This is a genomic window from Paenibacillus donghaensis, from assembly GCF_002192415.1.
Classification (GTDB): domain Bacteria; phylum Bacillota; class Bacilli; order Paenibacillales; family Paenibacillaceae; genus Paenibacillus_AQ; species Paenibacillus_AQ donghaensis.
Genome location: NZ_CP021780.1, coordinates 5,634,369 through 5,660,267 on the forward strand (window position 1 = coordinate 5,634,369; position 25,899 = coordinate 5,660,267).

16 protein-coding genes are annotated in these 25,899 nt (G+C 51.5%); 1 reads left to right on the forward strand and 15 read right to left on the reverse strand.

Translation table 11 applies throughout. The features are described from left to right. Positions 1-168 precede the first annotated feature (168 nt). From B9T62_RS25565 to B9T62_RS25635, 14 genes are all read right to left on the reverse strand, one after another. Complete coding sequence (locus tag B9T62_RS25565) at positions 169-1,824, reverse strand: extracellular solute-binding protein (protein WP_087917861.1); 1,656 nt, start codon at positions 1,822-1,824, stop codon at positions 169-171. A 236-nt stretch (positions 1,825-2,060) separates the two neighbouring features. Then, on the reverse strand, positions 2,061-4,454 hold the full coding sequence (locus B9T62_RS25570; RefSeq protein WP_087917862.1) for an S-layer homology domain-containing protein: 2,394 nt from the start codon (positions 4,452-4,454) through the stop codon (positions 2,061-2,063). Between the two features lie 215 nt (positions 4,455-4,669). Further along, positions 4,670-5,422 (reverse strand): ABC transporter permease, encoded by a 753-nt coding sequence (locus B9T62_RS25575; RefSeq protein WP_087917863.1) that lies wholly within the window; start codon positions 5,420-5,422, stop codon positions 4,670-4,672. Then, positions 5,416-6,192 carry an ABC transporter ATP-binding protein gene (locus B9T62_RS25580; RefSeq protein WP_087917864.1) on the reverse strand — a complete coding sequence of 259 codons (777 nt, stop codon included), beginning with the start codon at positions 6,190-6,192 and terminating at the stop codon, positions 5,416-5,418. The genes B9T62_RS25575 and B9T62_RS25580 overlap by 7 nt, the downstream gene beginning before the upstream one ends. Continuing rightward, complete coding sequence (locus B9T62_RS25585; protein ID WP_211296353.1) at positions 6,173-7,189, reverse strand: ABC transporter substrate-binding protein; 1,017 nt, start codon at positions 7,187-7,189, stop codon at positions 6,173-6,175. The genes B9T62_RS25580 and B9T62_RS25585 overlap by 20 nt, the downstream gene beginning before the upstream one ends. Positions 7,190-7,603: 414 nt before the next feature. Next, complete coding sequence (locus B9T62_RS39480) at positions 7,604-8,083, reverse strand: hypothetical protein (RefSeq protein ID WP_157794010.1); 480 nt, start codon at positions 8,081-8,083, stop codon at positions 7,604-7,606. A 475-nt stretch (positions 8,084-8,558) separates the two neighbouring features. Beyond that, positions 8,559-9,119 (reverse strand): DUF6320 domain-containing protein, encoded by a 561-nt coding sequence (locus B9T62_RS25595; RefSeq protein ID WP_087917866.1) that lies wholly within the window; start codon positions 9,117-9,119, stop codon positions 8,559-8,561. Positions 9,120-9,359: 240 nt separating this feature from the next. After that, positions 9,360-11,423: a glycosyl hydrolase 115 family protein gene (locus tag B9T62_RS25600; protein WP_087917867.1), complete on the reverse strand. Its 2,064-nt coding sequence runs from the start codon at positions 11,421-11,423 to the stop codon at positions 9,360-9,362. 136 nt (positions 11,424-11,559) lie between these two features. Beyond that, positions 11,560-16,734, reverse strand: a complete 5,175-nt coding sequence (locus tag B9T62_RS25605) for an S-layer homology domain-containing protein (protein WP_087917868.1) — start codon at positions 16,732-16,734, stop codon at positions 11,560-11,562. A 213-nt stretch (positions 16,735-16,947) separates the two neighbouring features. Beyond that, entirely contained in the window at positions 16,948-18,294 is a 1,347-nt protein-coding gene (locus B9T62_RS25610; RefSeq protein WP_087917869.1) for an ABC transporter substrate-binding protein, read from the reverse strand. Between the two features lie 112 nt (positions 18,295-18,406). Next, the gene (locus B9T62_RS25615) at positions 18,407-19,996 is read right to left on the reverse strand and encodes a response regulator transcription factor (protein WP_087917870.1); all 1,590 of its coding nucleotides are present in this window, start codon (positions 19,994-19,996) and stop codon (positions 18,407-18,409) included. A gap of 2 nt (positions 19,997-19,998) precedes the next feature. After that, positions 19,999-21,729, reverse strand: coding sequence for a sensor histidine kinase (locus tag B9T62_RS25620; RefSeq protein WP_245864059.1), 1,731 nt, complete (start codon positions 21,727-21,729; stop codon positions 19,999-20,001). A gap of 832 nt (positions 21,730-22,561) precedes the next feature. Next, positions 22,562-23,410 (reverse strand): carbohydrate ABC transporter permease, encoded by an 849-nt coding sequence (locus B9T62_RS25630; protein ID WP_087917872.1) that lies wholly within the window; start codon positions 23,408-23,410, stop codon positions 22,562-22,564. Further along, a complete protein-coding gene (locus tag B9T62_RS25635; RefSeq protein WP_087917873.1) occupies positions 23,410-24,369 on the reverse strand; it encodes a carbohydrate ABC transporter permease in 960 nt (319 codons plus the stop codon). The genes B9T62_RS25630 and B9T62_RS25635 overlap by 1 nt, the downstream gene beginning before the upstream one ends. A 527-nt stretch (positions 24,370-24,896) precedes the next feature. On the opposite strand from B9T62_RS25635, the gene B9T62_RS25640 reads away from it, so the two are divergent. After that, on the forward strand, positions 24,897-25,082 hold the full coding sequence (locus B9T62_RS25640) for a hypothetical protein (RefSeq protein WP_087917874.1): 186 nt from the start codon (positions 24,897-24,899) through the stop codon (positions 25,080-25,082). Positions 25,083-25,307: 225 nt separating this feature from the next. Here B9T62_RS25640 and B9T62_RS25645 read toward each other — a convergent pair whose 3' ends face one another. Beyond that, the gene (locus tag B9T62_RS25645; RefSeq protein ID WP_019908812.1) at positions 25,308-25,532 is read right to left on the reverse strand and encodes a helix-turn-helix domain-containing protein; all 225 of its coding nucleotides are present in this window, start codon (positions 25,530-25,532) and stop codon (positions 25,308-25,310) included. Positions 25,533-25,899 lie beyond the last annotated feature (367 nt).

Sequence of the window (25,899 nt, forward strand, 5' to 3'; positions counted from 1 at the left end):
TGTTGACATTAAGTATCTTCTATTGACCTTAGGCCGGGAATGCTGGCATGTAACCTGACCGTAATGCCTATCCTAAAAGACTGCTTTTTTATGAATAAAATACAAACCGGGACTGCCCCTTTGTCATCTTCATGACTGGACAGTCCCGGTTCTGTGCACTTTCGTCTGTTAATTTCCCTTAACCACTTCATTCACTTCCTGGGTAATTTGATCTCCGCCAAGCTTTTTCCAGTTGGTTACGAATTTATCGAAATCATCCACAGGAAGACTTCCATAAATAATTTTCACAAATGTCTCGGCTCTCAGCTTATCCAAGGTTGCCTGCTTGCTATTCATCGTTTTGGTGGGTGCATAAATGAACTCGTTCATGACGATCAGATCCTTATCGCGGTAGTGCTTGATCACGGATTGTGAGCTTAAAGGCCCAAAGATCCGTTCCATATGCCACTTATCCAAATCGCCACCGCGGTAAGCCATAATATCATCATAGAATAATTTGGCTTCCAGTCCCATTTTGGAGGTATCTTTCGTTTCCAGCGCTATTTCCACCTCATCCTGAGCCTTCACATTTTTGTTCGGCGGCAGATTGGCCACTACCGCATTTTGGAAGCCCAGCCCGGTATCCCCGTTTAAATACTTTGCACGTTCTGTTTTTGCCGACTCACCAAACATTTTCTCAGCCTGGAAGTTAAGCAGCTTGATTAATGCTTCGGGATGTTCATAACCTTTGCGGATTGCAAAAACACCGCCAAGCCCAAGGTGGTTCTGTGTCTTGGCCGGTTGATCGTCAATCGATTGTACCGGATAAGGGACCCAGTTTACATTCTTGTCCTTCTTAATCATGTCCTTAACCTGGAATGGAGCCCATTGTGGCAGGAACAATATCCCTGATTTGCCTGCATTGACATCTTCCATCGCTTTGGCGAAGTCTTTAACCCCAAATTCCGGATCAATGACACCTTCTTTGTAGAGTCGTTGCAGCTCGGCAAGTCCGTTCTTCACCTCAGGCTGGGTGGTTCCATTAACAATTTCCCCTTGGGCGTTCTGAGTCCAAGTCTCAAGATATCCATGGTAACCCAATAGGAACGCGTTAATCGGCAGATCTTTATTCAGAGAAATCCCGTAGGTATCCTGTTTCCCGTTGCCATCAGGATCTTTAAAGGTAAAGTCCTCGGCGATCTGAATAATATCCTGCATCGATTGGGGTTCCGATAATCCCAGCTTATCCATCCAGTCCTTGCGGATCCAGATCATATCCGAGGAATCGAGTGAGCCGCCGAAGCTTACCATTGCATACAGCTTGTCATCCTTGGTCACCGGCTTCAATCCCGCACCATCTTCTTCGCTGTAATATTCTTTCACCAAGTCCGATGCGTATTTGTCGTAGACCTCAGTCAAATCCTCCAGCATACCGGCTTTATACAGCTGTTCAAACTGTACGGTGCTTACCTTCAGCAAGTCAGGCAGATCTCCGCTTGCCATCGTGACATTCATCTTGTCATTGTAATTGGCATCAGCCACAATCCAGTCGTAGGACACTTTAATACCCAGCTCTTCCTCATACCCGCGGGTCCATACATTATTGGAATGCGTATCACCCTGTGCCAACGTCTCCTTGCCGGTCTCATTCATAGTGGAGCGCAGCTTGATTGGAGGATCATATTTGGTCAAGGGGCCATTCTCTGTTTCTGCCAAGGCATTTGCCCCGCTTGAGTCCCCTGTTGCCTTGTTATTTGCCGCGTTGTTACCGGAGCAAGCACTCAATACCAATGATAATACAATTGCTGTTGCCAATGCTGGCAACCCTCTGGTTTTGTTTCTCATATTATGAACCTCCCTTTGTGTTCTGTAGCTTCATTGTATTAAGAAAGCGTTAACACAGCGAGTGGTATGCTTTTACATTCAGTATCTTCTCTTTACCTTTTTGGCTGGCAGGCTCTCTGGCGAGCCATCCCAGATTATCCGCATTCTATTATACGTCAAAAAGGCAAGCCTCCACTAATCTGGAAACTTGCCCTGATTTAAACTAACGTATAAACTCCTGCATCACTATAAGGTTCTTATTGTCCGATAGTCTGGTCTGTCCGGCCCTGCAGCTCCACCAGCTTCATGATAATGGAAGCGGCCTGCGCTTTCGTGACGTTCTGCTGCGGATTGAACTTGCCATCCTCTGCCTTCAGCAGTTCCAGCTTCATAGCAATGGCCACAGCGCCTTTGTTGCTGATCTGAGACACATCGCTGAGCTTCGCTACAGCTTCATCGGCGCTTAGGTACGCGGATAGCTTGCTGTATTTCAGGAAGGATGACAGCAGCACAGCGAGCTGTTCGCGGCTCAGTTTGCCATCCAGCTTAGGGGTACTGTCTTTGCTAATCCACTGGCGTTCGAGGGCAAAGACCAGTGCATCATAGTTGGGATCTTCAGGATTGACTCCGGCTACTGCTTTATTGTCCGCTCTCATGTTGTAGGCTGAATAATAAGGATTCGAAGCTTTGACCAGCATGTTCAGCCAGTCACCGGCTGTGATTTCCTCATTCGGGTTCACTTTACCCTCCGCATCCAGCGGGAGCAGATTGTATTTCACCAATTCGGCCAATGCCTTCTCGGCTGGATGGTCCTTAATATCCGTAGCCAGAACACTAACCTGTGACGTGGATGGCAGATTTCCGTATTGGGCTACCCATTTGCCGGTAATGGCACTCAGCACCTCTATCGATTTCTGGACATCCTTTGCTGTTGGAGTATAGACCAGCTTAATGGACGGCGAAGTGTAGCCGCCAATTCCCATGTAACCTCCGTAACTTCTATATTGCAGCTCCAGCATGTATTGGCTTTTGTATTCTGCAAGCGCCTGCTCCCTGCTCACCGTGGGAGTAGTCTCTAAACTGCTGAACTTATCGATGTCTGAGCTGCGGGAGGAGGTGTAGGACAGCAGGTTGCCATACAGATCCAGCCTCACGCTGACGTTGCCTTCGCTGACAGGAATACCGTTATAATAACGGACAAATTCATAACGGTAGCCGGCGTCATCCGGAGCCAGACTCCAATCAGCCCCGTAATCAGCCAGTTTAAGTGTTGAAGCGGCTTTGTCATACATCTTGTTCACTAGAGTGAAGGCCTTCTGCTTGGCCTCCTCTGCAGTCAGCTTCTTGGCACCAGCCGTTGACTGCGGCTTCAATTCCTGTAAATAACTGTTCTGCTCCAGCTGGAACTGCCTGATTTCACCGGTAAGAGCATCTACTTCCGCATAGCTGCGAGATGGAGCCATAGATGCGAAGTTGACCATCGGTTCTTCCCAATTCAATCTCCAGACCTGCTGGGCTGGGCTCGAATAATCACCGCCAAGGCTCTGGCCGGTAAGTTTACGTGCTGCCGGAATGGTCGCAACCTGCTGGACCCGCTTGACCGCTTCCTCCGCAGTAAGCTCACGGTTTACGTCCGCAGGCTTAAATACGTCTTTGCCTTGGGGCACCTCGCTAAATACTACCTTGCCGGGAATCACGGTGCCCGTATTATCCAGATACTTGCCGTTCTGGGCATCGATCGAATACAAGGCCTCGTTCATCGGACGCCAAGCGAGAATCCACTTGTCCGCTGCACCGTTCATATTGCGCAATGGCACATAATACAGACCGAGGTCAAAGCTGTTGTCATATTTCTTCTCAGCCTGCTCTTTAAGAATAGCCGGTACGCCTGACGGATATTTAAGGGCTTCGACCGATTTATTAAACTGGGTGATATTCCCGCTCCCGTCTACCGTGATCATCAGAGCATTCGAAGCGGAAGGGATGCCATTCTTCAGCAGCTTGAAGCTGAAGTTGTAGTTGACAGGACCAAACAAAGTGCTGCCCGACGAATACAGGGAATTATTGTTCTGGTATACAATTTCGGTACTCTTAAGCGAAGGGGCAGCCCGGCCAATAAACTCCTTGGCTTTCTCCAAAGCCTGGGCTTCGGTAAATTCCGGCGGATAGTACGCCTGGTTATCCTCACCCGGTATGGAAAGGTATGTACTGATAATGTCTCCGGTAATAGCGTCTACTTGACTGGAGAACCCATATCCCCTTTCTCCCACCTGATATTGCCACTGAATGCTCCACACCATCTGGTATTCGGGAACAGGAAACGTGTTGTTGATTCCCAGCTCTACGTTCGATACGGTTGCATCCTTAATTGTAGGAAACAGCTCCTTGAGCTTGGCAATCGCCTGTTCCTTCGTAAATTTAACCTTGGCCGGATCAGCCGGCACGCTCGGATTCGCTCCTTCCACAGCCGGTTCACTGGATACGGATGTAGTTGCAGTTGCGGGCGCAGATGACATTGCACCTCCAGTTGCCGATGACGATGAAACTGCTGCATTTGCCAGTCCTGCAGGGAGCATTAGAGTCAGAGCTACTGTAGTAATAAGTGCTGCCTTGGTCGTCTGATGAATAAAGGTCGTGTTATTGCTTTTCAAAAGTTTTCATCCTCCTTAACCTGTAATCCATTTCATTATATAGATAATTAGATTATTTTTCCATAAGAAGAAATGGATTCGCGGTCCTCTGCAAGCATCGGCATCTGTCGCTGAGAGAAAGAGAAGGGTAATTCGTGGCGTGAAAGCTATTAGTTCATATATTCTAAAAAGCCTTTCTCCAACCCAAGGGTCAGAGAAAGGCAGATAGCGCAGGTCTAGTTGCGCCATTTCATAAATGTATAGTCCAGCAGATCGACCAGCAGGAAGAGCACAAATCCTACAAGACTGAACAGCATAATCCCGGCGTACATCTCCGGATAGTCAAGCCTCAGCCAAGCATCCATTATGAAGAAACCCATGCCATGTTCTGTTCCATAGATTTCCGTGAAGAAAAGTACAGAAATCGCACTTCCAAGTGAAATACGGATCGTGCTGAGAATCACCGACAGCGCACCCGGCAGGGTGACATGCCAGAATTTCTGAGCTGTGCCCGCCCCAATGCTAGTCAGAACATCATAGGTACTGGCCGGAATCGCCTTCACGCCGTCGCGGACGGAGATGATGACCTGAAAGAGCAGGATGAGCATGATCATCAGGATCTTGGACGTTTCGCCAAGCCCGAAGAAGAGCATGACTACGGGCAGCAGCGCAATCTTCGGCACCGGGTAGGTCAAGTAGACCACCGGGTCCAGCAGCTTATTCCAGGTCTGCGAACGACCCATGAGGAGGCCGATCAGCAGTCCCAGGATTAAGGCAAACAGTACACCGGCACCAATCCGCATCAGGCTGTAACCCACATTAAGCGCCACCGCCTGCCCCCCCAGCTGAAACATGGCTTCGTAAACCTCCAGGGGGCTGGGCAGAATCGGATGGTGCATCAGCAGAAACGCAACATACCAGATCAGATTCATACACAGAAATACCAATAAAAGTCTCAATACGTGATGGAGCTGACGTGTCTTCACCATTTCTCCTGCATTACCTTTCGAATAACCTTAGTCTGTTCAAAAAAAGCAGCACTGCTGCGTTTATCCTCATGTTTCATCCCGAACACGGTCTCATTCTCAATAATGGCCGGATGGTCCTGCTTGTCTGCGGGCATCACAATCACGCGCTGACCAAGCAGAATGGCTTCCTCCACATCATGGGTTACAAACAGCGTAGTGGCTGGATGCTCCAGCCAGTTATCCAGAAACAGCTGCTGCAGCGCTTCGCGCGTGATCGCATCCAGGGCAGAGAATGGCTCATCCAGCAGCATAATCGTCGGCAGCACAGCGAACGCGCGGGCGATCGCCACCCGCTGCTGCTGGCCGCCGCTCAGGGAGAGCGGGTAACGATCTGCCAGATCGGAAATACCCATCGACTTCAACCAATGGCGTACCAGCCTATCCCGCTCCTGGCGTGACTTCTCGCTGCGCCGGGTGATCCGCATCGCAATCGCAATGTTTGCTTGAACCGTCTTCCACGGCAGCAGCCCGTAATTCTGCGGCACCAGACCAATCAGTGTTTCCTTGTGGTGTACGGATGCGCCGTTAAACAGCAGATCTCCTTCATAGCGGGGCAGCAAGCCGGCAACCGCCCGCAGCAGGGTTGACTTCCCGCTCCCCGATGGTCCGATGATCGTCACGATGCCATGCTCTGGCACCTGCAGATTCACCTCGCCCAAGGCAGGTTGTCCACTGCTGTATTCTACACGGAGCTTGCGGATGTTTAATCCGCTATTTGCTGAATTGGACATCGGAAATCACGTCTTCTGGCGAAATATCGCGGGTCAACAGCCCTTGCTCCCGCGCCCAGGCAAAAGCATTCTCAACTTCCTTAACATCCACCTGGTTGGCAGGCAGATAGGCCGGTACTTGGATATCATCCTTAAGCGTATCTGGGTAACCCACTTCCTTGATAATCAGATCAATATATTCGGCCTGGTCATGCGACTTCATATAGGCAACCGCTTCATCATAAGCGGCATACATGCTGCGGATAGCCTCTGCCTTCGCATCAATCGCTGTCTGCGGGAAAGCAAGCACAAACGGATTGACTCCGGCGGTCACCGTCGAGCTAAGCACGCGCAGACCTGCCGTTTGGCCCATGGTCACGAACGGCTCCGGCAAAATCGCTGCATCCGCCTTGTTATTCTTCAACAGCTCCAGCCGGGTCGGAATCTGCGGCACCTCAGTTATTTTGATATCGGCTTCAGTCAGTCCGGCTTGCTTCAGCATCATCGCTACCGTATATTGCGTGGATGTGTTTTTGGATAGAATCACTGATTTCCCCTTGAGATCCTTCACTTCCTGGATGTCATCATTCCCGGTCAGAAGATCGAATTCACCAAAGGTCGTGCTGGCAATCTTCACGTCAAGGCCTGCTTCATTATAGATCGAGATCGCAACCAGATCGGCGCTCAGCCCGTCCAGCTTGCCTGCCTGGAAAGCAACATCGCGGTCCTTGGCACTCTTGAACGTCTGGATATCCAGGTCCACCCCGTTGCTGCGGTCAAACCCCTGGCTTTTGGCGATGATAAAAGGGATGGCATCAATGGAGGGCAGCAGTCCCAGTGACAGGGTAACTGGCTCGGCAGTCTCCTCCGCAGGCGGGCTTGCAGCTTCGTTTCCTTGCGCCGCATTGGCGCTATTTGCCGTATCGGCAGAATTGTTGCCGCAGCCGGCCCCAATCATGGCTACTATTAACATCAACACTAGTAAACTCATCATTTTATTGCGGGTCAATCGTTTCATCTCTGTACATCCTCCGTCTTCTTCTATGTAGTCTATCAATAACTCCCTTGGTGCAGCATTCTTTGCGCAATAATTCACAATCCGGCCTATAAATGGCCTTAGATGCATAGCCAGGAAGCTCTGAGTACAACAATTTTACACCCATTGCTGCATTTTGTATATTTCTAAATTTAAATAAAAGGATCGATCCCTCCCAAACCCTCCCTTCCAAGGGAGGGCCCCAAAGGGTTGCACCCTCTGGACACCTGCAAGCTTGGCGAAGGAGCCTGGCGGTACTGTGACTAGGTGGGTGGGGTGTAGGATCGCTTATCCCTGCGGGACCGCTTGGACGCCGCATGGGCTTGGCCTGCTATCCCTGACGGGATGCAGACCTTAAGGGCAAAAACGGGCTGTTCCTTCGGAATGCGCAAGACCTTAAGGGCACAGGCATGGCTGTTCCTTCGGAGTGCGCCGCAAAACCTTAGGGGCAAAAGCGGGCTGTTCCTTCGGAATGCGCAAGACCTTAAGGGCAAAAACGGGCTGTTCCTTCGGAGTGCGCCGCAAAACCTTAGGGGCAAAAGCGGGCTGTTCCTTCGGAATGCGCGAGACCTTAAGAGCAATGGCGGGCTGTTCCTTCGGAGTGCGCCGCAAAACCTTAAGGACACAGGCGGGCTGTTCCTTCGGAGTGCGCCGCAAAACCTTAAGGGCAAAAGCGGGCTGTTCCTTCGGAATGCGCCGCAAAACCTTAAGGGCAATGGCGGGCTGTTCCTTCGGAATGCGCAAGACCTTAAGGGCACAGGCGGGCTGTTCCTTCGGAATGTGCTGCAAAACCTTAAGGGCAAAAGCGGGCTGTTCCTTCGGAATGCGCCGCAAAACCTTAGGGGCAAAAGCGGGCTGTTCCTTCGGAATGCGCAAGTGCTTAACGGCAAAAACGCTACTACTCAGGTTCCAGCCAGGATTTATAGTCTACCCGGGAGCCTTCCCAGTAATTAGCTGCGAAACTGCAACTAAATTTAGCCGAAACGTCCATTTGCAGGCAAATAAGTGCGGATCTGCACCTAATTTCGAGTAAATCTCTCATTGAACGCTCAAAAGTCTAAAATAGATGCGTATTCGCACTTATTTCTTCCAAAACGGAAAAAATCGGTTAAATAGATGCAGTTTCGCAACTAATTGTTCGGCTCCTAAAGATGGAACAGGATCTGCACAAATCTTTTTATAAGGATTGCTAAGTAGTAACACCAAAAGCGGGCTGTCCTTCGGAATGCGCATTCAGACAATTCAAATCAAGGGATGCTTAGGGAATTAACAATTCATAATTTCCTAAATAATAAAAAACCTTCCTCACCTCTAGGAGGCGAAGGAAGGCTATTATAGAGCAGTTCTGACGTTATTGTGCGGATCTCATATTGCGCCGCAGCAACTGGGCAATGACCAGCAGGAGAGCTCCCACCACAGCTACAGCTGGCTTCAGCAGAAGCATCGGCTGGTCCACCGGCTCATTCAGAAATTCACTCACGGTGTAGTCAATTCCGACCATCAGCGCCGCCAGCACGATTAAGACAAAAGCAAATTTCAGATTCAGGCTTGCTTTTACCAGTTCGGCGAACAACACAATCAACCACAAGGCAGGCAATATGATCATTACTAGCGGCCAAGCCAGATTCTCAAACCAATTCTCGTAGGGCGCAAGATAATCCGTCAGATAAAGGAAAGGCAGCAGGGTCAAGCTTAAGCCAAGCAGGCCGAATAGAGCTTTGTGCTTGGAAGCAATAATAACCGGAACTAGGGTAACCCAAGCCATCACGATCGCTCCAAGGGAGAACAATGACCAGGTTAATTTCCCGTCCAGAATATAATTTACAAGCACAGGTACAAAAATGCCGATCATAAATAGTACTGAAATGATCAGAACTGCGATAGTTTTTGCGCGAAGTGAATTTCCCTTCATGTCACTAACCCCTCTTTTCAAATCCATTTTTATCCTATTCATCATAACTTTTCTGAAAAATCTTGGCACTGGACCCGGGTCTAGTTCTGAACTGGACATTTGGTATTCTCCCAGCGGCCCCTTTCCGTGGACCGTCAATCCCGAGCTCTAACGTTGATTCTACTCCACAACCAAACGAGGCTGTCCCAACCAGCCATTATCATGGCATTTGGGACAGCCTCGTTTCACTTTGGGTTTGCTCTAACTGTTCTGAAGAATTACAGTTTCCAGTCTTCGTGCCAAATCATCATCAGACAGCGGATTGCGGTGCGTATTTTCCAGATAGATATGCTTCTCGGTCTCCGGCATCAGATACTCCTTGTACCAGAGGAACATATCTGGGCTGTCCCCTTGAATGCGGACGAATCGGCGGACGGTATCGGCATGCTGGGTCGTATTATCGATATTGGTCAACCAGTCCGCCCGGTAGAAGTGCTTCCAGCGTCCATGCTCGGCCCGCTCCAGTGCGGCCTTGCCTTCGCCGTAATTCCACACAGCATGAGACGCATGGATGAAGGCCAGCGGATAATGGTTACCGGAATAAGCTTCATAAGCTCTGCAAATGGAAGCCAGCCCCCGGCAGCCGCTGAGATGCAGTTCAATTTGCACCAGCAGCTGATTGTTCAACCTGCGCTGCTCGTCTTCCGGTAGAGTCTCCATAACCTGAAGGCATTGCCGTCTCAGGGCCTCCCATCCGGGAGCGGCCGCTTCAGCCTGTTCCCGGAACCAGCGAACCTGCTCCAGGAAGGTTCCTGTTCCAGCGGCCCACTGCAGCCGTTCATCACCTGCCGTCTGTCCGCGCAGCCAATGACCCATGATCTGGCGGGCTGGATGGTGGTAAAATTCCTCACCGGCCCGGTCATCCGGATTCGGACCGTAGGCAATGGTGCATTCCGGGTAGCTTCTATAGAGCCCGGCGATCTCTGTATGCTGTTGTGAGTAGTATCTTCCAATAAAAGCCTTCAGCTGCTGTTCCCGATTCGCCGTTCCTGCCGCCCACTGTTCAGCGACCAGATCCAGGGTGTACAGATGAGGCAGAATATTGCCGGAATTGACCAGCAGATATTCGTCCGCGCAGGCTGTGAAAGCCTGATCCAGCTCATCTGTAATCAGTGCGGCCGGGGCAGGGAACATCGTCAAATGATTGGAGGCCTGCAGATCATGGAAGGTGACATGATAATACACACCGTTCTTGCCATCATCACCGGCAGAAGGCAGCGCAGGCACACGCAGGTTCAGATTGCCATGGCGCCGTGAGACCATTTTGCCGTAGCCGTTGTCGGCCCATATCTTAATCACGCCTGGAGGAACCTCAATATGCCCTTGTTTGTACAGCTCTGCAATCTCACCGTACATTGCCATGCAGCATACCGGCGCTGGTGAGGCTTCGCTGACCATTGCATACTGCTTGCGGACCACACTGGAGATCAGAGCCCCGCGCTTCGCCGGCGTATCAAATCCCGGATCATTCTCCCAGAAGGGCTTGTCACCCTGGCCGCGGAATGAGAGCACCCACAGCACCTTCTCATCCTTCTGATGCTGGATCGCTTCCCGCCACAGCTGCTCAAACAGCTCGGGATATTCCTTGTAGCTGGCCTGCTTACCGGGGAACGCGCGGAGAAACATTTCCGCACCGAGCGGCTCGGCATGATGATGGGTAATCCACAGCCCCATATCCACAGCAAGACTGTGATGGATGCCGGTCCGCGGTAGGTCCGTACCCGGAATAACCATATTCCCCCCGCAGCGCAGCAGTGCTTCAAACACCGGCTGCCATACCTCTTCACCCGGAGGATATTGCTCCTTCCAGCCGATCAGGCAGACCTCGTCATTGACGAACCAGCCCCGGTAACGCACCTTCGGCCGCAGGCTGTCAACATTCTCAGCAGGCAGTAGAATGCTGTCCTGCCTTACCGGCGGCAGCTCTGCCCAGAACCAGAAGGGGTCCACACCAAGCACGTAACGGCTATAATGAAGCAGTCCATAGATAATTCCCAGTTCATCGCGGCCAACGATATGCAGCACTGGAGTGGCATCGCTGCCGCTGAACCGGAAGCTGAACGCTTCCGGCCACTCTGGACAGCCATCTTCCTTCTGTGCATAGCGCACCACGATGGAAGCCGCGTTTCCTTGCTCCGCCGCCTGCCCGAACACTGCTGCATGGTCTTTCGCAATCATACTCCAGGCATGCTCGATCGGCCGTGTCCAGCCGGTTTGAATATCATACAGACTTGCTGCTGATATGCTCAGCGCTCTAGAATTCATACTCTCTCCATCTCCCATTGTATTTATCATCATATAAGATGAACTTAAGAATGAAGCGGTGGAGTGGTCAGAAAACCTGGTATATAAGGCTTTCTGACCACTCCGAATATAACATTCCTAAGCTCACGTTCTATTGCTACAGCTTATAGTAGATATTGTACAGCAGAACTGCCGCTTCCGCGCGGCTGGCTGTGTCTGCGGGATGAAGCAGCCCGCCATTCCCCTGCAGCCATCCGGCCTGGAGCATGCGGTTTACTGCTTCAGCCGCATAATCCGCTACAGCGGCAAAGTCCCGGATTCCAGCCGCAGCAGCCGTAACACCGGATCTGCTGCCATCGGCAGCCGCAGGAAGAACTCCGGCCGCAGTCATTGCCCTGTCAGTCATTACAATCATGTCCTGTCTGGTAATAGGGGCATTAGGATCAAAGCTTCCATCGATATTACCGCTGGCGATACCCATCGCGTTGGCTGCATTTACAGCTGTGTAGTAGTAGCTGCCAGGCAGCACATCCTTAAATCCGGAAGCTGCCGCTGTCGTGCTGCTGTCCAGTCCGAAGGCACGGACCAACATTATCGCATAATCGGCTCTGCTGATTTGCGCTGCAGGGGCAAACGAAGCGGCAGATATGCCGGTTACTATTCCTTTGGCCGCAACCACCTCCACCGGCTTCTTCGCCCAGTGCGAAGCTCCCAGATCAGCGAACGATTTACGGTTCATCACCACAGCGTAAGTGCTGAAATGCCGGGCCGTAAAAGTAACCGCAGCGGCCCCGGAATCATATTTGCCGCTGGTAACCGGATGATTTACGCCTACTTCATCGATATACCACACCGTCAAATATTCGGAATTCAGCAACTCAGCCGTGGTGAGCCGATATGGAATACTGACCTGAATCAACGCGGAGGTATCCTGCCAGCTCACTTCCTTGCCGCCGATACTAAGGCTGAGGTTAACCGCCGGTCTTCCTTCACTTGCCGCAGCAATCTCTGCAGACAGAGCCCCCGCATCTGCTGTGGAGATCCGCAGGATTGCCGTCGTCCCCGGAGCAGCCTGCTCCACGGTCAACATGCCGCCGGGAAGTACGACCACCCCGACCGCCGTTTGAATCTCCAGGATTTGCCCCTTCGCAGCACCACTCAAGGCTGTGGCGGGAAGCGATACCTCATAGGCTGCTGCACCTGCGGCCTGATTCACCGCAATGATTACCCGTTTGCCACCAGCGCCGCTCGACTCCGCCAAAGCAAACGCCTCATTCAGCGCTTCCTGCGTAACCGTGACCTTAGCCGCTGCCGAACCTGCAGCGATCTGCGGGCTGACAGTCAGCTTACCGCTGCTGACTAACACAGCCGGCACAGCTGCCATGCTGCTGCCAGTGTTCCCGCCGGTTCCCGAATCGGTGCCGGCTCTTGGATCAGTCCCGGTTCCCGAATCAGTGCCGGCTCCTGGATCAGTCCCGGTTCCCGGATCGGTGCCGGCCCCTGGATCAGTCCCAGTTACCGGATCGGTGCCGGCTCCTGGATCAGTCCCGGTTCCCGGATCGGTGCCCCCGCTGCCCCCATCCGTAGTGTCTGTAATCTGGATGTTCACGACGACATCCTTTCCCTGATTGAAATCGAAGACCAGCGACAGCGTGCCCAGCGGTTGCTGAAGCAGGTAAGAAGCTCCTATGCTGTACACATTGCCGGTGACGGTGTAGTCCGCTTCGCTAAGCTGCGTTTCACCATTTCGAATGGCTGTCAGCAGGTTGCCGTTTCCTTGCACTTCAAGTGCAACAGCTTGGCTGTTCGCCGGATTTTTATCAAACACAGCTTGGGTTGGAGTCACTGACGAATCCATAACTTCTTCTTCACCGGAATCATAAGTTCCTTCCCAGTTGACTGTAATGGTGTAACTTCTGTAATCCGTACCATCCGCCGAAGCCGTTGTTACAGTAATCTCGCTGACGTTGTATCTGAGAGGAAGCTCCGCAGAGCTCTGAGCGCTGCCCACCACTATTGCGTTCACTCGGATCTCGGTGCCCGGTGCTCCGGCAACCGGTGTCACGGTCAACCCGTAGACACTGTCCGTGACATTGACTGTATAGCTGTCTCTGTCATAGGAGAATGCCGGTGACAGCAGCAGCTCCTCACCACCGCTGCCTGCAACCTGCAGGCTTTGCAGAGTAGAGTCTAGCGCAGCAGGTGTACGGTTAATGATCACATTCACCGTATTTGTTGTGCTGTCATCTTCGGCAGTGACCACTACAGGAATCGTATTGCTGCCTTCAACCAGCATCACTTTCTCTGCGGGCTGTCCGCTCACGGCTGGAATGCCGTTCACAGTCAGTGAAGTGATATTCGGGCTGCTTGCCGCCGCCGTCAACTGCACGGAGTCCATGAAGTATGGAAGCTCCAGGCTGTAATCTCCGCCCTGCTTAACGAGCGTACCTCTATCAGCGATCACACCCGTAAGTCCGGCATCATTGCGCTCATAAGGAATACCTTGATAGAGCCGCACATTGTCAATATAGGCCGTTCCATAATTGGAGCTGTTGGCATAATAGTCAATGCGTCCGATGTCGGGAATTTTATTGCGAAAGGCCGCCTGTTCCACGACCAGGACATCATCGATATACAGATCAAATTTCCCGGACCCGGTATTCATCACCAGCCGCAGGTTATACCATTTATTCGTTTCATAAGGCATCAGATTGCTCGAGGTTCCACCTTTATAGGCAACCATTTGCCCTTTGGAAAAAGCCAGCGATACCCCCACGTTCGTGCTTGCCGTTCCCGCGCTGCTGTAGACATAAGGCAAGCTGATCCAGTTCGTGCTGCCTGCATTGTCCAGCTTCATCACATCGGCTGATAAGGTGACTACACCTTTCAGCGTGCCGGCGGCAAAGGTCTGTGACATGGAAGTATTGCCGCTGTTGCTGCCGCGGGTAAGCTTGATGCTTCGGTCAGTCGTGCTGGGCAGCTCGGCGGCGCCAACGCTGCCTCCGTTAGCCGTTACTGTCCAAGGTGCGGCAGGCGGGTCGCCTGCTGCCAGTCCGTTGAAATCAGAAGCATTAAGTATCGCAGACCGCTTGCTGACCACGTAAAGGTCGGAAACCGAAGTCGGCAGTGCAGGTTCCACCTGAATTCCGGACACCGCTGCCGCTCTGTAGCCTTCTTTGGCAGCGGAGACCGTATAATTCTCCCCTATTTCGACTGCGGGGAAGCTGTATGCTCCGTTAAGATCACTCACTGTCGACTGTACAGTAGTTCCCCCCGCACTAAGGGTTACGGCAACTCCCGCCGCCGGGCCCAGCTCCCCGTCCAGCACCTTTCCGGCCACCGAGCCGGTTGCCGCATTCGAGGTCAGCTGCAAATCGCGGGTGATGACGTTGCCTGCGGTAACGGTGAACACGCCGGTTTCATTCTCAGAGTAGCCGGTTTTCACCGCCTTCAGATTGATTTCACTGCCGACAGAAGCTCCGGTAATCACGTAGTAGCCTGAGTTGTCAGTGACAGCCTGAAGACCGCTGCCGGATGAATCACTCATCGCAACACCGCTCATGCCATTGCCGGCGCTGTTCGTTACGCGGCCTGCCAATGTGGCAGTCGTCAGCGAGGAATCATAATACTCGAAAGCTCCCAGATCGGCATTGCCGTTATAGATGAGTTGCCCGGCAAAATCTGTTACCGCCCCGGATGCAGGATCCAGAATGTTCAGCCCCCGGTTAATCAGCATAGATTCAGGCTTCAACTGATAACCGCTTAAGCTGTCCAGCGCCGGTCCGTCTGCTTCAGATCCGGAGGTTCCCTCCCCTGGATTCACCAGCTGCGGGTTGCCGGTCCGGGCACGGGTGTCTCCTGCCGGAGGAGTGAGCGTGCCTGCTGAAGAATAATAGCTGTTGTTGTCATACGTAATTGTTGGACTCACTGTTAATTCCTGTACCGCCCTTGTGGTATATAGAATATTATTTCGGATGTTGTAGGTGGCATTTAGTGAGCTGCCGTAGCCATAGATCATATATCCGCTGGCATCATTATAAATCGTATTGTTGTAGACCTCGGCAACAGCTTTTTTGTCCGAGTGCAGATACACCGGATACCGGGTATTGCTCTCCAGCACATTGTAGCGGATGATTGTGTCGCCGAAGCTGAATTGGCAGATCAGGATACCGTCCCCGTTGTCATGCACGTAATTGTACTGAATCAGTATCTTGGTCGTCCCTTTATCGGGGTCGATGCCGTTGGAATCCGCTCCGCCCGCTTTTTTCGAGGTATCAAAAACCTCGTTGTACTGGATGGTCACATCATCGGCATAATAGGTTTCGATCCCGGAGGTGCCTGCACCATCAACCACATTGTGCTCAACGAGCGCACCTCTCACCCCGGTCAGGTACATCGCGTTGCAGCCGAAATCCGTATTCTTTTGCGTAATATAATTGCTCCGGATGATGATGTTCGTATGTGGAGTGAACTTGGCATCGGTCTCGCTCTCGCGTGTGCCCCAGCCGGTGCTTGCCACCCCGCTGCTGTTGTCCCCACCGCCATCACCTGCATACTGCTTGAAAATAATGCCGCCAAACGAGGTATTCTTAACCGTCGAATTCTCGATAATAACATCGTTAAATACTGTAGCCCGCTGCGGGTGCTGGGGATCAGCGACCGTGGTATCAAAAACAATCCCACCGGTCTTCTTCGAACCGTCCCAACCTGTCTTGAAGCGGATTCCCGGCTCCGGTGTCTCCGGTACGGTTCCGCTGATCCAGGCAATTTCCCCGGAGACATCATGCACATCTACGGCAATGATGCGAAAATACTGCAAGGTTCCCGCTTCCGCACCTGTCACATGAATACCGCGGAAATCACCGAGCGACTCCGCAAAGGTGCCAGTCACCGGGGCGGTATTGGAAACATCCAGATTGCGGATCTCCCAATACTGCTGGTTGCTTAGTGTAACCGCATCGGAATATTGGCCGTTAGCCTTAATCTTCGGCTTATCCCCGCTGTCGTACCGGTTAATGATTATCGGACTTCCCGCAGAACCAGAGCCCTGCGGTGCAAGTGTCTGATTCGACCAGACCCCGCCCGACTTCAGCAATATCTGGTCACCCGGCTGAAAGACGGAACTATTCACTTTGTTCAGCGTTTTCCAGGGACTGCTCTCCGCTGTGCCCGCGTTGCTGTCATTACCTGCTGCGCTGTCAATATAGTAAGCTGTACCTGCAGCCGGGCTGGCTTCCGCTTGATCTCCCGCCGGATACATTCCGAATAGCAATACCGCGATCATTAGCACAGACAGCCATCGTTTCCCCTTGCCAAACCTGCTTGCTTTCATCAATACCTAACCTCCTCGTATACTATTTTTCGCTTCCATCAAGAAAGCGTTATCATGAATACTGTGCTCATTATAAAGGGTTTGGCCGTCCCCCCATGAGAGAGAAAAGAATAGGATTCTTTCACTTTAGAACACAAATGCCTTCAATTAACACGATGTGCTGCCAAACGCAAAAGGACCGGCCGCGTTTGCCAGCCGGTCCCCAAACATCTTTCACTTCGCTTCCGCTGCGTATTGTTCCGCGGTCTTCAGCAAGTCGGCGTAAGCTTCTTCTGGTGTCGATTGCTCAAACTGCAGCTTTTCAACGATCGTTTTATAATCGGTTTTGAAATTGCCCCAGCCTTTAGGGTCGTTAATGAACTGCTGCGCATCCGGTGTTACCTGATTCAGGAAATCAAGCGAGGTTTTATCGGCAGCGCTGAATGTCGGCGTGAGGGCTTCCACCACTTTGGAGTTGACCGGTGTACCACGTGTCAGTCCCAAGGTTTGGCCCGCCTCTTCATTGTTCACGAACCAGTCCACGAACTTGACAGCTTCCGCCTGATGGGCCGATTGGGCGTTAACACTCCAGAACATCCCCGGTTTCAGCCAGCCGCCGGCTTCTGTACCATATGGCATGGAGGCATATCCGAAGGCATCAGGCTTGAGAGCTTCAATGGAGCCTACCTGGTTGGAGAACAAATGGCGCACTACGGCGTTGCCGTTAATGACACTGTCCAACTGCGGATCAAGCTCTTTATCCGTTGTTGTGATGTCTGGCGGAGTCAGTATCCCTTTCTTACGCAGCTCGTCCATCTTGGTCATGAAGCCGATCCATGTATCCTTGTCGATGCTGAGATTGCCTTCTGCGTCAAAAATATAGCCTTTGCCCATGCTGTATTGGTAGGCGGTGTAGTCAACCAGATCAGCGCTTTGATCGGCGAACACATATTTGTCCTCGCCAAGCTTTGCTTTGGCTGCTTCGCCGAAGGCGTAATAATCATCCCAGGTCCAGCCGAATTTCGGCGCTTCCAGACCTAGCTTGTCAACGACGGTCTTGTCATACACCATTCCGAGTGCGGCAACGCCCAGCGGCATGGCATATTGGGTGCCGTTTACTTTGCCGCCGTCCATCGTAGCAGATTCAATGTTCTCCACATTGACGTCCTTCAGATCAGCCAGCAGCTCTCTGCCCGCGTAGTCATTCAGATAAGCCGCATCCATCTGGATGATATCCGGCGCGCTTTTTGCCGAGTATTGTACAGCCAGTTTGTCAAAATAGCCGTCCCAGCCGGAAAACTGCGTCTGGAACGTAACATTGGGATTCAGCGCCTTATATTGGTCGAGTGCTTTCAAAGTAGCGTCATGTCTCGCCTGGGAACCCCACCATGCCACTGTGAGTGTCACAGACTCGCCGGAACCTCCGGACCCCGCTGCAGGAGCAGTCGTAGCAGCTGTGCTGCCCCCCTCTGTATTATTTGTTGACGCGCCGTTATTGCTGTTATTTCCGCAAGCGGCAGACGTCGCAACCATCGCCATTAAAGCGATTGCAAGAAAACTTTTCTTTGCCATTTTGTGCATTGTACTTCCCCCTTCTGTCAGCTCAGCCAACATTTATAGCTCGATAGTAACACCCGACCTATTCATCGTATAGAAGAGTAATGAACACAAATCTTTCAATATCCACTACAAACTATCGTTTCATCAGCTCGCTGGGACTGACACCGCAATACTTCTTGAACAGCGTGCTGAAATAGGGAACATTCTGGTAGCCGACCATCTCCGAGACCTCGTAGATCAGATGGCTACCGTCAAGAAGCAGCGCTTTGGCCTTCTCGATCCGCACGCGGATCACGTAGTTGGTGAACGTTTCTCCAGTCACTTTTTTGAACAGCTGGTTCAAGTAATTTTTGGAGATATACAGCTGCGAGGCTAGAAGCTCCAGCGTAATATCCTCGGCATAATGCGTATGGATATATTCGATCATGAACTGCACCGCTTTGCGGTGCTTTTCGTGGATGGCCGGAGCCTGCGCCTTGCGGAGGCCGCGGATTTGCATCTCCAGCCATTCCTCTATCTTGGGAAGTCCGGTCATTCCACTCAGCTCGCGCATAGCCAGCCCTTCGTCCTCATTCCTGCCGGGCAGTCCGGCCATCAGCATGGCATTGTGCAGGAGCGTCCACAGTTCGACCGCCAGCACGCGGTAAAACAGCGGATCTACGGGCAGAGATGGCTGCCTGCCATTCAAGTAGAGGCGGAAAAGGTCCATCACCTCATCATCCCGCTCTTCCTGCAGCGCCTTGGTCATGCTCTGGTAATAATCGGTCAGTTGCAGTTCTTCACTGGAGATGTCGGCTTCTCCACCGCTCGATGCCTGATCGTTGTTTTTTAAATTCAGCGGCAATTTCTCAAACAACCTCTGCATGGCCTCATCACAGGACACTTTGATTCCGCTCCAGCCATCCTTGACATTTCCGATCCCATAGCGGATCTCCAGCCCCAGATAAGTCTTCATGCTGCTGACAATAAGCTCCCCGAGACGGTCCGCAGCCTGAACAATTTCTTCCTCCGGCTCACACGCTGCCGATGGCAGCAGCAGCGCCGCATGATTGCCGAACAGCCAGACGAAGCAGGATTCCGGCCATTCGTGGCCAAATACCTCGGCGACGATGTTGGACACGGCGAATTTGAACAGATTCCAGTCCGCCAGAGAGATGCTGCGGATGCGTTCTGTCCATAAGACCTCCATCACCATTACCGTATACTTCTGTTCCTTCAGAGAGGCCGGCGGAAGCCCAGGCTCCTGGCTCCATCCGTTCAGAACCGCTACCAGCCATTCCCCAAGGCTGAGGGGTTCCTGCCGTTCCCGGGACTCACCCCCGCCAAGCTCCAGCCGCTGTAGATAGGTCTCTTCCAGCTTCTCTATTGTTTCGGATAATACACTGCGGATTTGATCCACGGTGACCGGCTTGGTTAGATAATCGTCCACTCCGAGACGAAGTGCTGTACGGGCGTATTCGAAATCATTGTATCCGCTCAGAATGACAAACCGGCCCGCGAAATTCCAAGCTTTCAACTGTTCTATCATTTGAATCCCGTTCATGACAGGCATATAAATATCCGTCAGGACAATATCGGGGTTGACCTCTTCAATCAACTTCAAGCCAGACTCCCCGTCAATGGCTTCCCCGGCAAATTCCGCATCCAGTTCTACCCAGGGAATTACTTTGCGTAATCCCCTGACGACCTGGAAATCATCGTCAATGATGACTACTTTCCACATGCTTAAGTCCCCCTCTTGAGAGATGGTGTATAGACTACAGGCAGAAGGATGACAGCCTGTGTGCCGCCTTCCGGCGAATTGCCCAGCGTGAAGCCGTATTTATCGCCGAACAGCGCGACAATCCGTTCACGGACATTCCGCAGTCCGTACCCGCCTTTGGCGCTTCGCTTCTCCTTCCAGTTCTCCTGCAGCTGGCGGCCGTTATCTGTTACGGTAATCTGCAGCAGCTTGCCGTCTTGAATACTGACCTCAATCGCCAGCGATGCCTGCTGTTTGCCGTGGAAACCGTGAATGAAGGCATTCTCTACAAACGGCTGCAGAATAATTTTTGGGACAAACAGATTTCGGGCCTCTTCCTCAAGCAGAAAACGGTAATCCAGGCGGTCCTCCCAGCGAATCTTCTGAAACTGCAGATAGCTCTCAATATGGGCCAGCTCCTCAGACAACGGGACTAGACTGTCGCTGTTTGAGAGGGCAAGCCGGAAAAACTGTCCCAAATGCGCCAGCATGCTGCTAATCTGCGGCTGCGCAGCCTCAATCGCCATCCAGTTGACCTGATCCAGCGAATTGTAGAGGAAATGCGGATTGATCATCATCTGCAGTGCCTTAATCTCTGCAGCCCGCTGCCGCTCATGCTGCTCCTCCAGGCTCTCATACAGCACTTCAATCCGGTAGGTCAGCTTCTCATATCCCTGGAACAGGCGGCCAAATTCATTCTTGTAATCCCCGGGCAGCGGAGTCCGTTTACTAAGTGAAAAATTGCTCATTGCCTTCAGCAGCAGGCCAATCGGCTTGACGAACTGGCGGGACAAGAATACAGCCAGCAGCAGAATCAGCACGATGGTAGCGATTCCGAGAGCCAGAATGATTTGGGTCTGCTTCAGGCTTCCGGCTGTTATCTGACTCCAGGAGGTAATCTCCACAAGCGACCACTGGGAATCAAGCGAAGAAGACCACACAAGAAATTCGTCACCGGTCCGTTTGGCACCATTGGTCTGTGAATCGAGATGGGCCTGGATCTGCGCCTCATGCTGCACGAAGAAGCCCGGGTCGCCGGTAGCTGTAATCAGCTTGCCTGTGGCATCGAGCAGTGCCAGGTTGGAGCGGTTGTCTTCAGTGGCAATCAGCGACTGAAAAGCCGGAACCCGGACATTGAATATCATGACAGCAATAGACCTGTTAAAGCGGTTATAGACCTTGCGGGCAAAGCTGATCACCGAGGTATCCCCGCTATTGGTCTTAATGATCCGTTCTCTCAGCCAGGTATAATCGGAATTTCGGAGATCCTCATACCAGGCTTCCTGCTCTATCTGCTCAAGCGACAGAAACTGCACATAATCCTGCACACTATAAGTCGGCGTCATATCAGAATAGACATGGATCGATTGAAGAATCGGCATGCCATAGACATAGTTGTTCAATTGCGAGCGAATGCTGGCTTGTCCCCGCACCTTGTCATACTGGGTTCCGTCCAGCATCGTCTCATACTGGTCGCTTAAATTCTGCGCAGCTGTATTGGAGCTTTGCTCAATATCCACAAGGTTGGTGTTCAGCTTCTTATGCAGCTCAATGAGCAGCTTCTGCTGGTAATATGAAGTGTTGTCGGCAATTTCTTTGGACCCGTTGATATAACTGTATAGAACGGTCACACCGACCAGTGCTGCCACGATCAGAGCGAAGCCGAAAAAGAAAACAACATCAATTCGCAGCGTTTTAAAGGGGTTGACCCTCATGTGGAATCCTCCTGCTATCTATCATGAAGCCTATTAGTTCCTCTAGAGTAAAGGACTGGCCTGACCAGCCCCTCCTCATCAAACCGTACGTGAGGTTTTCCCTCATACGGCTTTCCGATGTTCGTCATTCATGGGCATGCAGCCTATTGACTTTGGCCTCATGACCTAGTTTCCCCTTAGAGTTATTGAGCATTTTCTTGCGTGTCGTTAGCCTTTTGGCATTCACGAACTCGTACCTCTTGGTCAAACATGAACAAAGCAGGGCCCCTTCCCTCCCTAAGGTTATGTTGTCCTTAGGTTCTTCGGTACTATGAGCCCCTCGGACTCCCTTCCTGCAGACGGTTCACTTCGCCTTTTGGGCTTATAGAGCGTCTATTTACGGTTTCTAAAAAAAAAAAAAAAATAATCCCGTGCAGGGGAGGGTCTCCCCAGTTCACTGCGCTATCTTTCAACCCATGCCGTTCCCTATACGCCGGAAGGTTCTTCACTGTGGTTCCAAGTTCTATACAGTTTCCTTGGCCTTCGTCTAAATACACGAGACTCGGCTCCTTCTTTTCCCCTTTGCAGGGCCTTTTTGACGACGCGGCAGGATTCACTTGGTGTTGCGGCCTGGGTCGTTGCTCGCCCTATCTCTGACAGGTACTTTTGTCGATGCGCTTTTACACACAGATTTCGCCATGCGCAAGCATCCTAGCTACAAAGGTGGCTTGGCCCCTCCTTGGGTTGGACTTTCACCAACTAGATAACGCGTGCCTCTGGGCACGCTATATTGAAAGAAAGCCGCGATAAATCGCAGCTTTAAATTCCGGTTATAGGGTGGTGGAATTTGCGTCTAGCCCTTCAAAGCGCCTGCCGACATGCCTTCGACAAAATGCTTCTGTGCCAGGAAGAAAATAAGCACCGACGGAACAATGGATACCAGCGACATCGCCAGCATTTGTCCCCAAGGCACCGATCCTTGCGAATCGATGAACAGCTTGAGTGCCAGATTGATCGTATATTTGTCAATGGTATTAATATAAAGCATCTGCCCGAAGAAATCATCCCAGTTCCACAGGAAGCAATAGATAGCAACGGTAACCAGTGCAGGTTTAACTAAAGGCAACATAATTCTCCAATAAATGCTGAACCAAGAGCAGCCGTCGATCTTGGCCGCCTCGTCCAGCTCTTTGGGAACGGAGCGCATAAACTGGACGAGCAGATAGATGAAGAACGGACCCCCAATGCCGCCTGCGAACAAATGCGGAATGTAGAACGGCAGGTACGTGTTGATCCAGCCCCATTCGCTGAACATAACATACTGCGGCACGATCGTAACCTGCGTCGGCAGCATTAACGTAACGAGCATAATCGCAAACCACATTTTGCGCAGCGGGAAATCCAGCCGTGAGAAGGCGAAGGCCACCAGACTGCAAGAGACCACACTCGTGAACAACACCCCGCCGACAAGCTGAAAGGTATTGATATAGAAATGGGTGAACGTGAAGTTGGGTACCGACACCCAACCCTCGGAGAAGTTGACCCAGTGCGGAATTTTCGGGAACAGATTGGCAGAACTCATCTCCTCATTGGTTTTCAGCGAGGCACCCAGCCACCAAAAAATCGGATACATCATAATCAAGCTGACGACCAGGAGAGAAATATGCGTAACCAAGCGTTTGCGTAAACTGGTTGCTTCCATTATTTCTTGCCTCCTTGCGTTTCGTAGAACACCCAATATTTCGAAGTTCCGAACAGCACGGCCGTGAACAGCCCGATCAGCAGCAGCAGCACCCAGGCCAGCGCCGAGGCGTAACCCATATGGAACTTGGTAAAGGCTTCTTCATACAGATACATGACATAGACAAATGTGGACTTGACCGGCCCACCGCCCGTGATGACAAACGCCTGCGTAAACATCTGGAACGTGTTGATCATCGTCTGTATCGCGTTAAACAGGATAATCGGCGAGAGCATCGGCAGGGTAATCGAGAAAAACTGGCGGAATTTGCTGGCACCATCTACGGAAGACGCTTCATACAGATCCCCCGGGACCTGCTTCAGGCCCGCCAGGAAGATAATCATCGACGAACCGAACTGCCAGACCATCAGCAGAATCAGCGTACCCAGCGCATATTTGGGATCGGCAATCCAGGCCGGGCCTTTGATTCCGAAGACAGCCAGGAAATCATTGATGAACCCGTTGCGGCTAAAAATATTCTTCCAGAGGATCGATACGGCGATGCTTGTCCCGATCAGCGACGGGAAGTAGACCATCGTCCGGTAAAAAGACATCCCCTTAATCTTCCGGTTAAGTAGCATCGCAATACCGAGCGCAAACATCAGTCGCAGCGGCACGGTCAGCAGCACGAAGGTAATCGTGATCTTCAGCGATGACGGAAAGACATCATCCTCGCTGAAGATTCTGGTGTAGTTTGCAAGGCCGGTCCACTTGGGAGCCGCCAGCAGGGAGTAATCCGTAAACGAGTAATAGAGGGACATAATCATCGGCCCCAGAGTCAACAGGAAGAAACCTATTAACCAAGGCGAGAGAAACAGATAACCGGCGAGCGGCGATTCCCAGCGTTTGGCACGCTTTTTCCTCGACGGAACCGTTTTCACAGAACCTGTGGGCGCTTGCTTTGCAGCAGCATTGTTCATGAATTTTACTCCTATCTTCCAACTGTATCGGAACTTTTCTTTCATTATAAGATGGTCTGCTACAGGCTTGAAGGAGAGGAATGAATGCTTTTCTTTCACTATTTATCAATTCTGCGCAGAGGGCTTTAATAAGAACTTAAGATTTATGAATCCGGACTATATCGTGACCCCAGGGAATGTTTGGACTTCCGGCCGCTGTTGTCTGCAGATTTCTTGATTTTATGCCGCTGTCCGCAGTTGAAATCCGCAGACAAAGGCGGTCGCTAACGCTCCTACAGTTCCAAACTTCCCTTCCGCCACTTTCGCCTCTTTGTAGTTCTTTAGTTCATCTTATTTAGGAAACTAATCGTCCGCACCGAGGAGACACTTTCCATTCACGGAATACAAAACCCTTATAAAGTATAGTCTGATCTGTGAATTTTGTATTTCTATAGAGGACACCCCTTTCAATATTTCGATTGTATGTTATAATGTAAGCGTAACCAAATTGAAGAACAATGATAGAAATGCCAAGGAGGATGGAGAACATGCTGGCAGGAATCAAGGAGTTTAAGAACTGGGTATCCGGAATGTGGCAGCCAAGCACAGCTTGGGGAGATGAGGATTATCGCAAGCTGGAATACAGCGTGGAGCGGCATCTGCACACACCGCAATTACCGAGCCCGCTTACCTATGAAGAAGAAGCCCGCATCAAGACCGTCAAATTCCACTAAATCACTTACAGCAGATATCTGAACACATATAGATGTACAAGTAGAAACGGTTTCACCGTCCTTTGTAAGATATTTTGAATTGGACCTCCTGCGCCCGGGGAATACCGGATCAGGGGGTTTTTCTTACGGGTTAAGATTAATTGGAGGGTGTATGATTACAACAAAAAACCTCCCCTCACCTAAGGTGAAAGAAGGTTTAAACGTGTCGCTCCTGATGAACGGCAGCTAGATTTTCAGCTCCCCAAGCTTAATCAGCTCGACAACCGCTTGCGAACGGCCTTTAACGTTTAATTTTTGCATTACGTTGGAGATGTGATTGCGGACCGTTTTTTCGCTGATAAAAAGCAGGCCAGCGATGTCGCGTGTCGTTTTGTCCTGGACGAGAAGCTCAAAAACTTCGCGCTCACGATGAGTCAACAGAAATTTGCTGTGATGTTCGTTCCCTTTCAATGGTGTCACCCCTCCTTGCTCGGGTTTTGTTTGGTATAACAAGGTAAAGGGATACAGTCAAAACATATTATGTATGGGGAATGTTAATGGTGCCGTAGAGGGCATAAAATGGGCTGGGCACGCCAAGAAACGGCTTGGAGTACCTCTTGGCACTGCATCCGCTTCGGTGAATCGGGAAAAATAGTTACCGGTCCGTCACGCCCTTGCGGTCACGCCGATTTAGTCCGGAACCCCTTACACGCTCAGTATAGGTTATGGAATGGATTTCATAGCAAGTCTTTTTCGCAGAAAGGGGGAATCGTTATGATAAGAAAAAACGGCTTCGCCGTCCTCTGCAAAGCGTATGCTTCCGAAGCAGCGATACTAC

What these genes read in the sequence shown, in the direction of transcription:
- B9T62_RS25565 (WP_087917861.1), bottom strand. Translation starts at nt 1,824, where the DNA reads ATGAGAAACAAAACCAGAGGGTTGCCAGCATTGGCAACAGCAATTGTA.
- B9T62_RS25575 (WP_087917863.1), bottom strand. Translation starts at nt 5,422, where the DNA reads ATGGTGAAGACACGTCAGCTCCATCACGTATTGAGACTTTTATTGGTA.
- B9T62_RS25580 (WP_087917864.1), bottom strand. Translation starts at nt 6,192, where the DNA reads ATGTCCAATTCAGCAAATAGCGGATTAAACATCCGCAAGCTCCGTGTA.
- B9T62_RS25585 (WP_211296353.1), bottom strand. Translation starts at nt 7,189, where the DNA reads ATGAAACGATTGACCCGCAATAAAATGATGAGTTTACTAGTGTTGATG.
- B9T62_RS25595 (WP_087917866.1), bottom strand. Translation starts at nt 9,119, where the DNA reads ATGAAGGGAAATTCACTTCGCGCAAAAACTATCGCAGTTCTGATCATT.
- B9T62_RS25600 (WP_087917867.1), bottom strand. Translation starts at nt 11,423, where the DNA reads ATGAATTCTAGAGCGCTGAGCATATCAGCAGCAAGTCTGTATGATATT.
- B9T62_RS25605 (WP_087917868.1), bottom strand. Translation starts at nt 16,734, where the DNA reads ATGAAAGCAAGCAGGTTTGGCAAGGGGAAACGATGGCTGTCTGTGCTA.
- B9T62_RS25610 (WP_087917869.1), bottom strand. Translation starts at nt 18,294, where the DNA reads ATGCACAAAATGGCAAAGAAAAGTTTTCTTGCAATCGCTTTAATGGCG.
- B9T62_RS25615 (WP_087917870.1), bottom strand. Translation starts at nt 19,996, where the DNA reads ATGTGGAAAGTAGTCATCATTGACGATGATTTCCAGGTCGTCAGGGGA.
- B9T62_RS25620 (WP_245864059.1), bottom strand. Translation starts at nt 21,729, where the DNA reads ATGAGGGTCAACCCCTTTAAAACGCTGCGAATTGATGTTGTTTTCTTT.
- B9T62_RS25630 (WP_087917872.1), bottom strand. Translation starts at nt 23,410, where the DNA reads ATGGAAGCAACCAGTTTACGCAAACGCTTGGTTACGCATATTTCTCTC.
- B9T62_RS25635 (WP_087917873.1), bottom strand. Translation starts at nt 24,369, where the DNA reads ATGAACAATGCTGCTGCAAAGCAAGCGCCCACAGGTTCTGTGAAAACG.
- B9T62_RS25640 (WP_087917874.1), top strand. Translation starts at nt 24,897, where the DNA reads ATGCTGGCAGGAATCAAGGAGTTTAAGAACTGGGTATCCGGAATGTGG.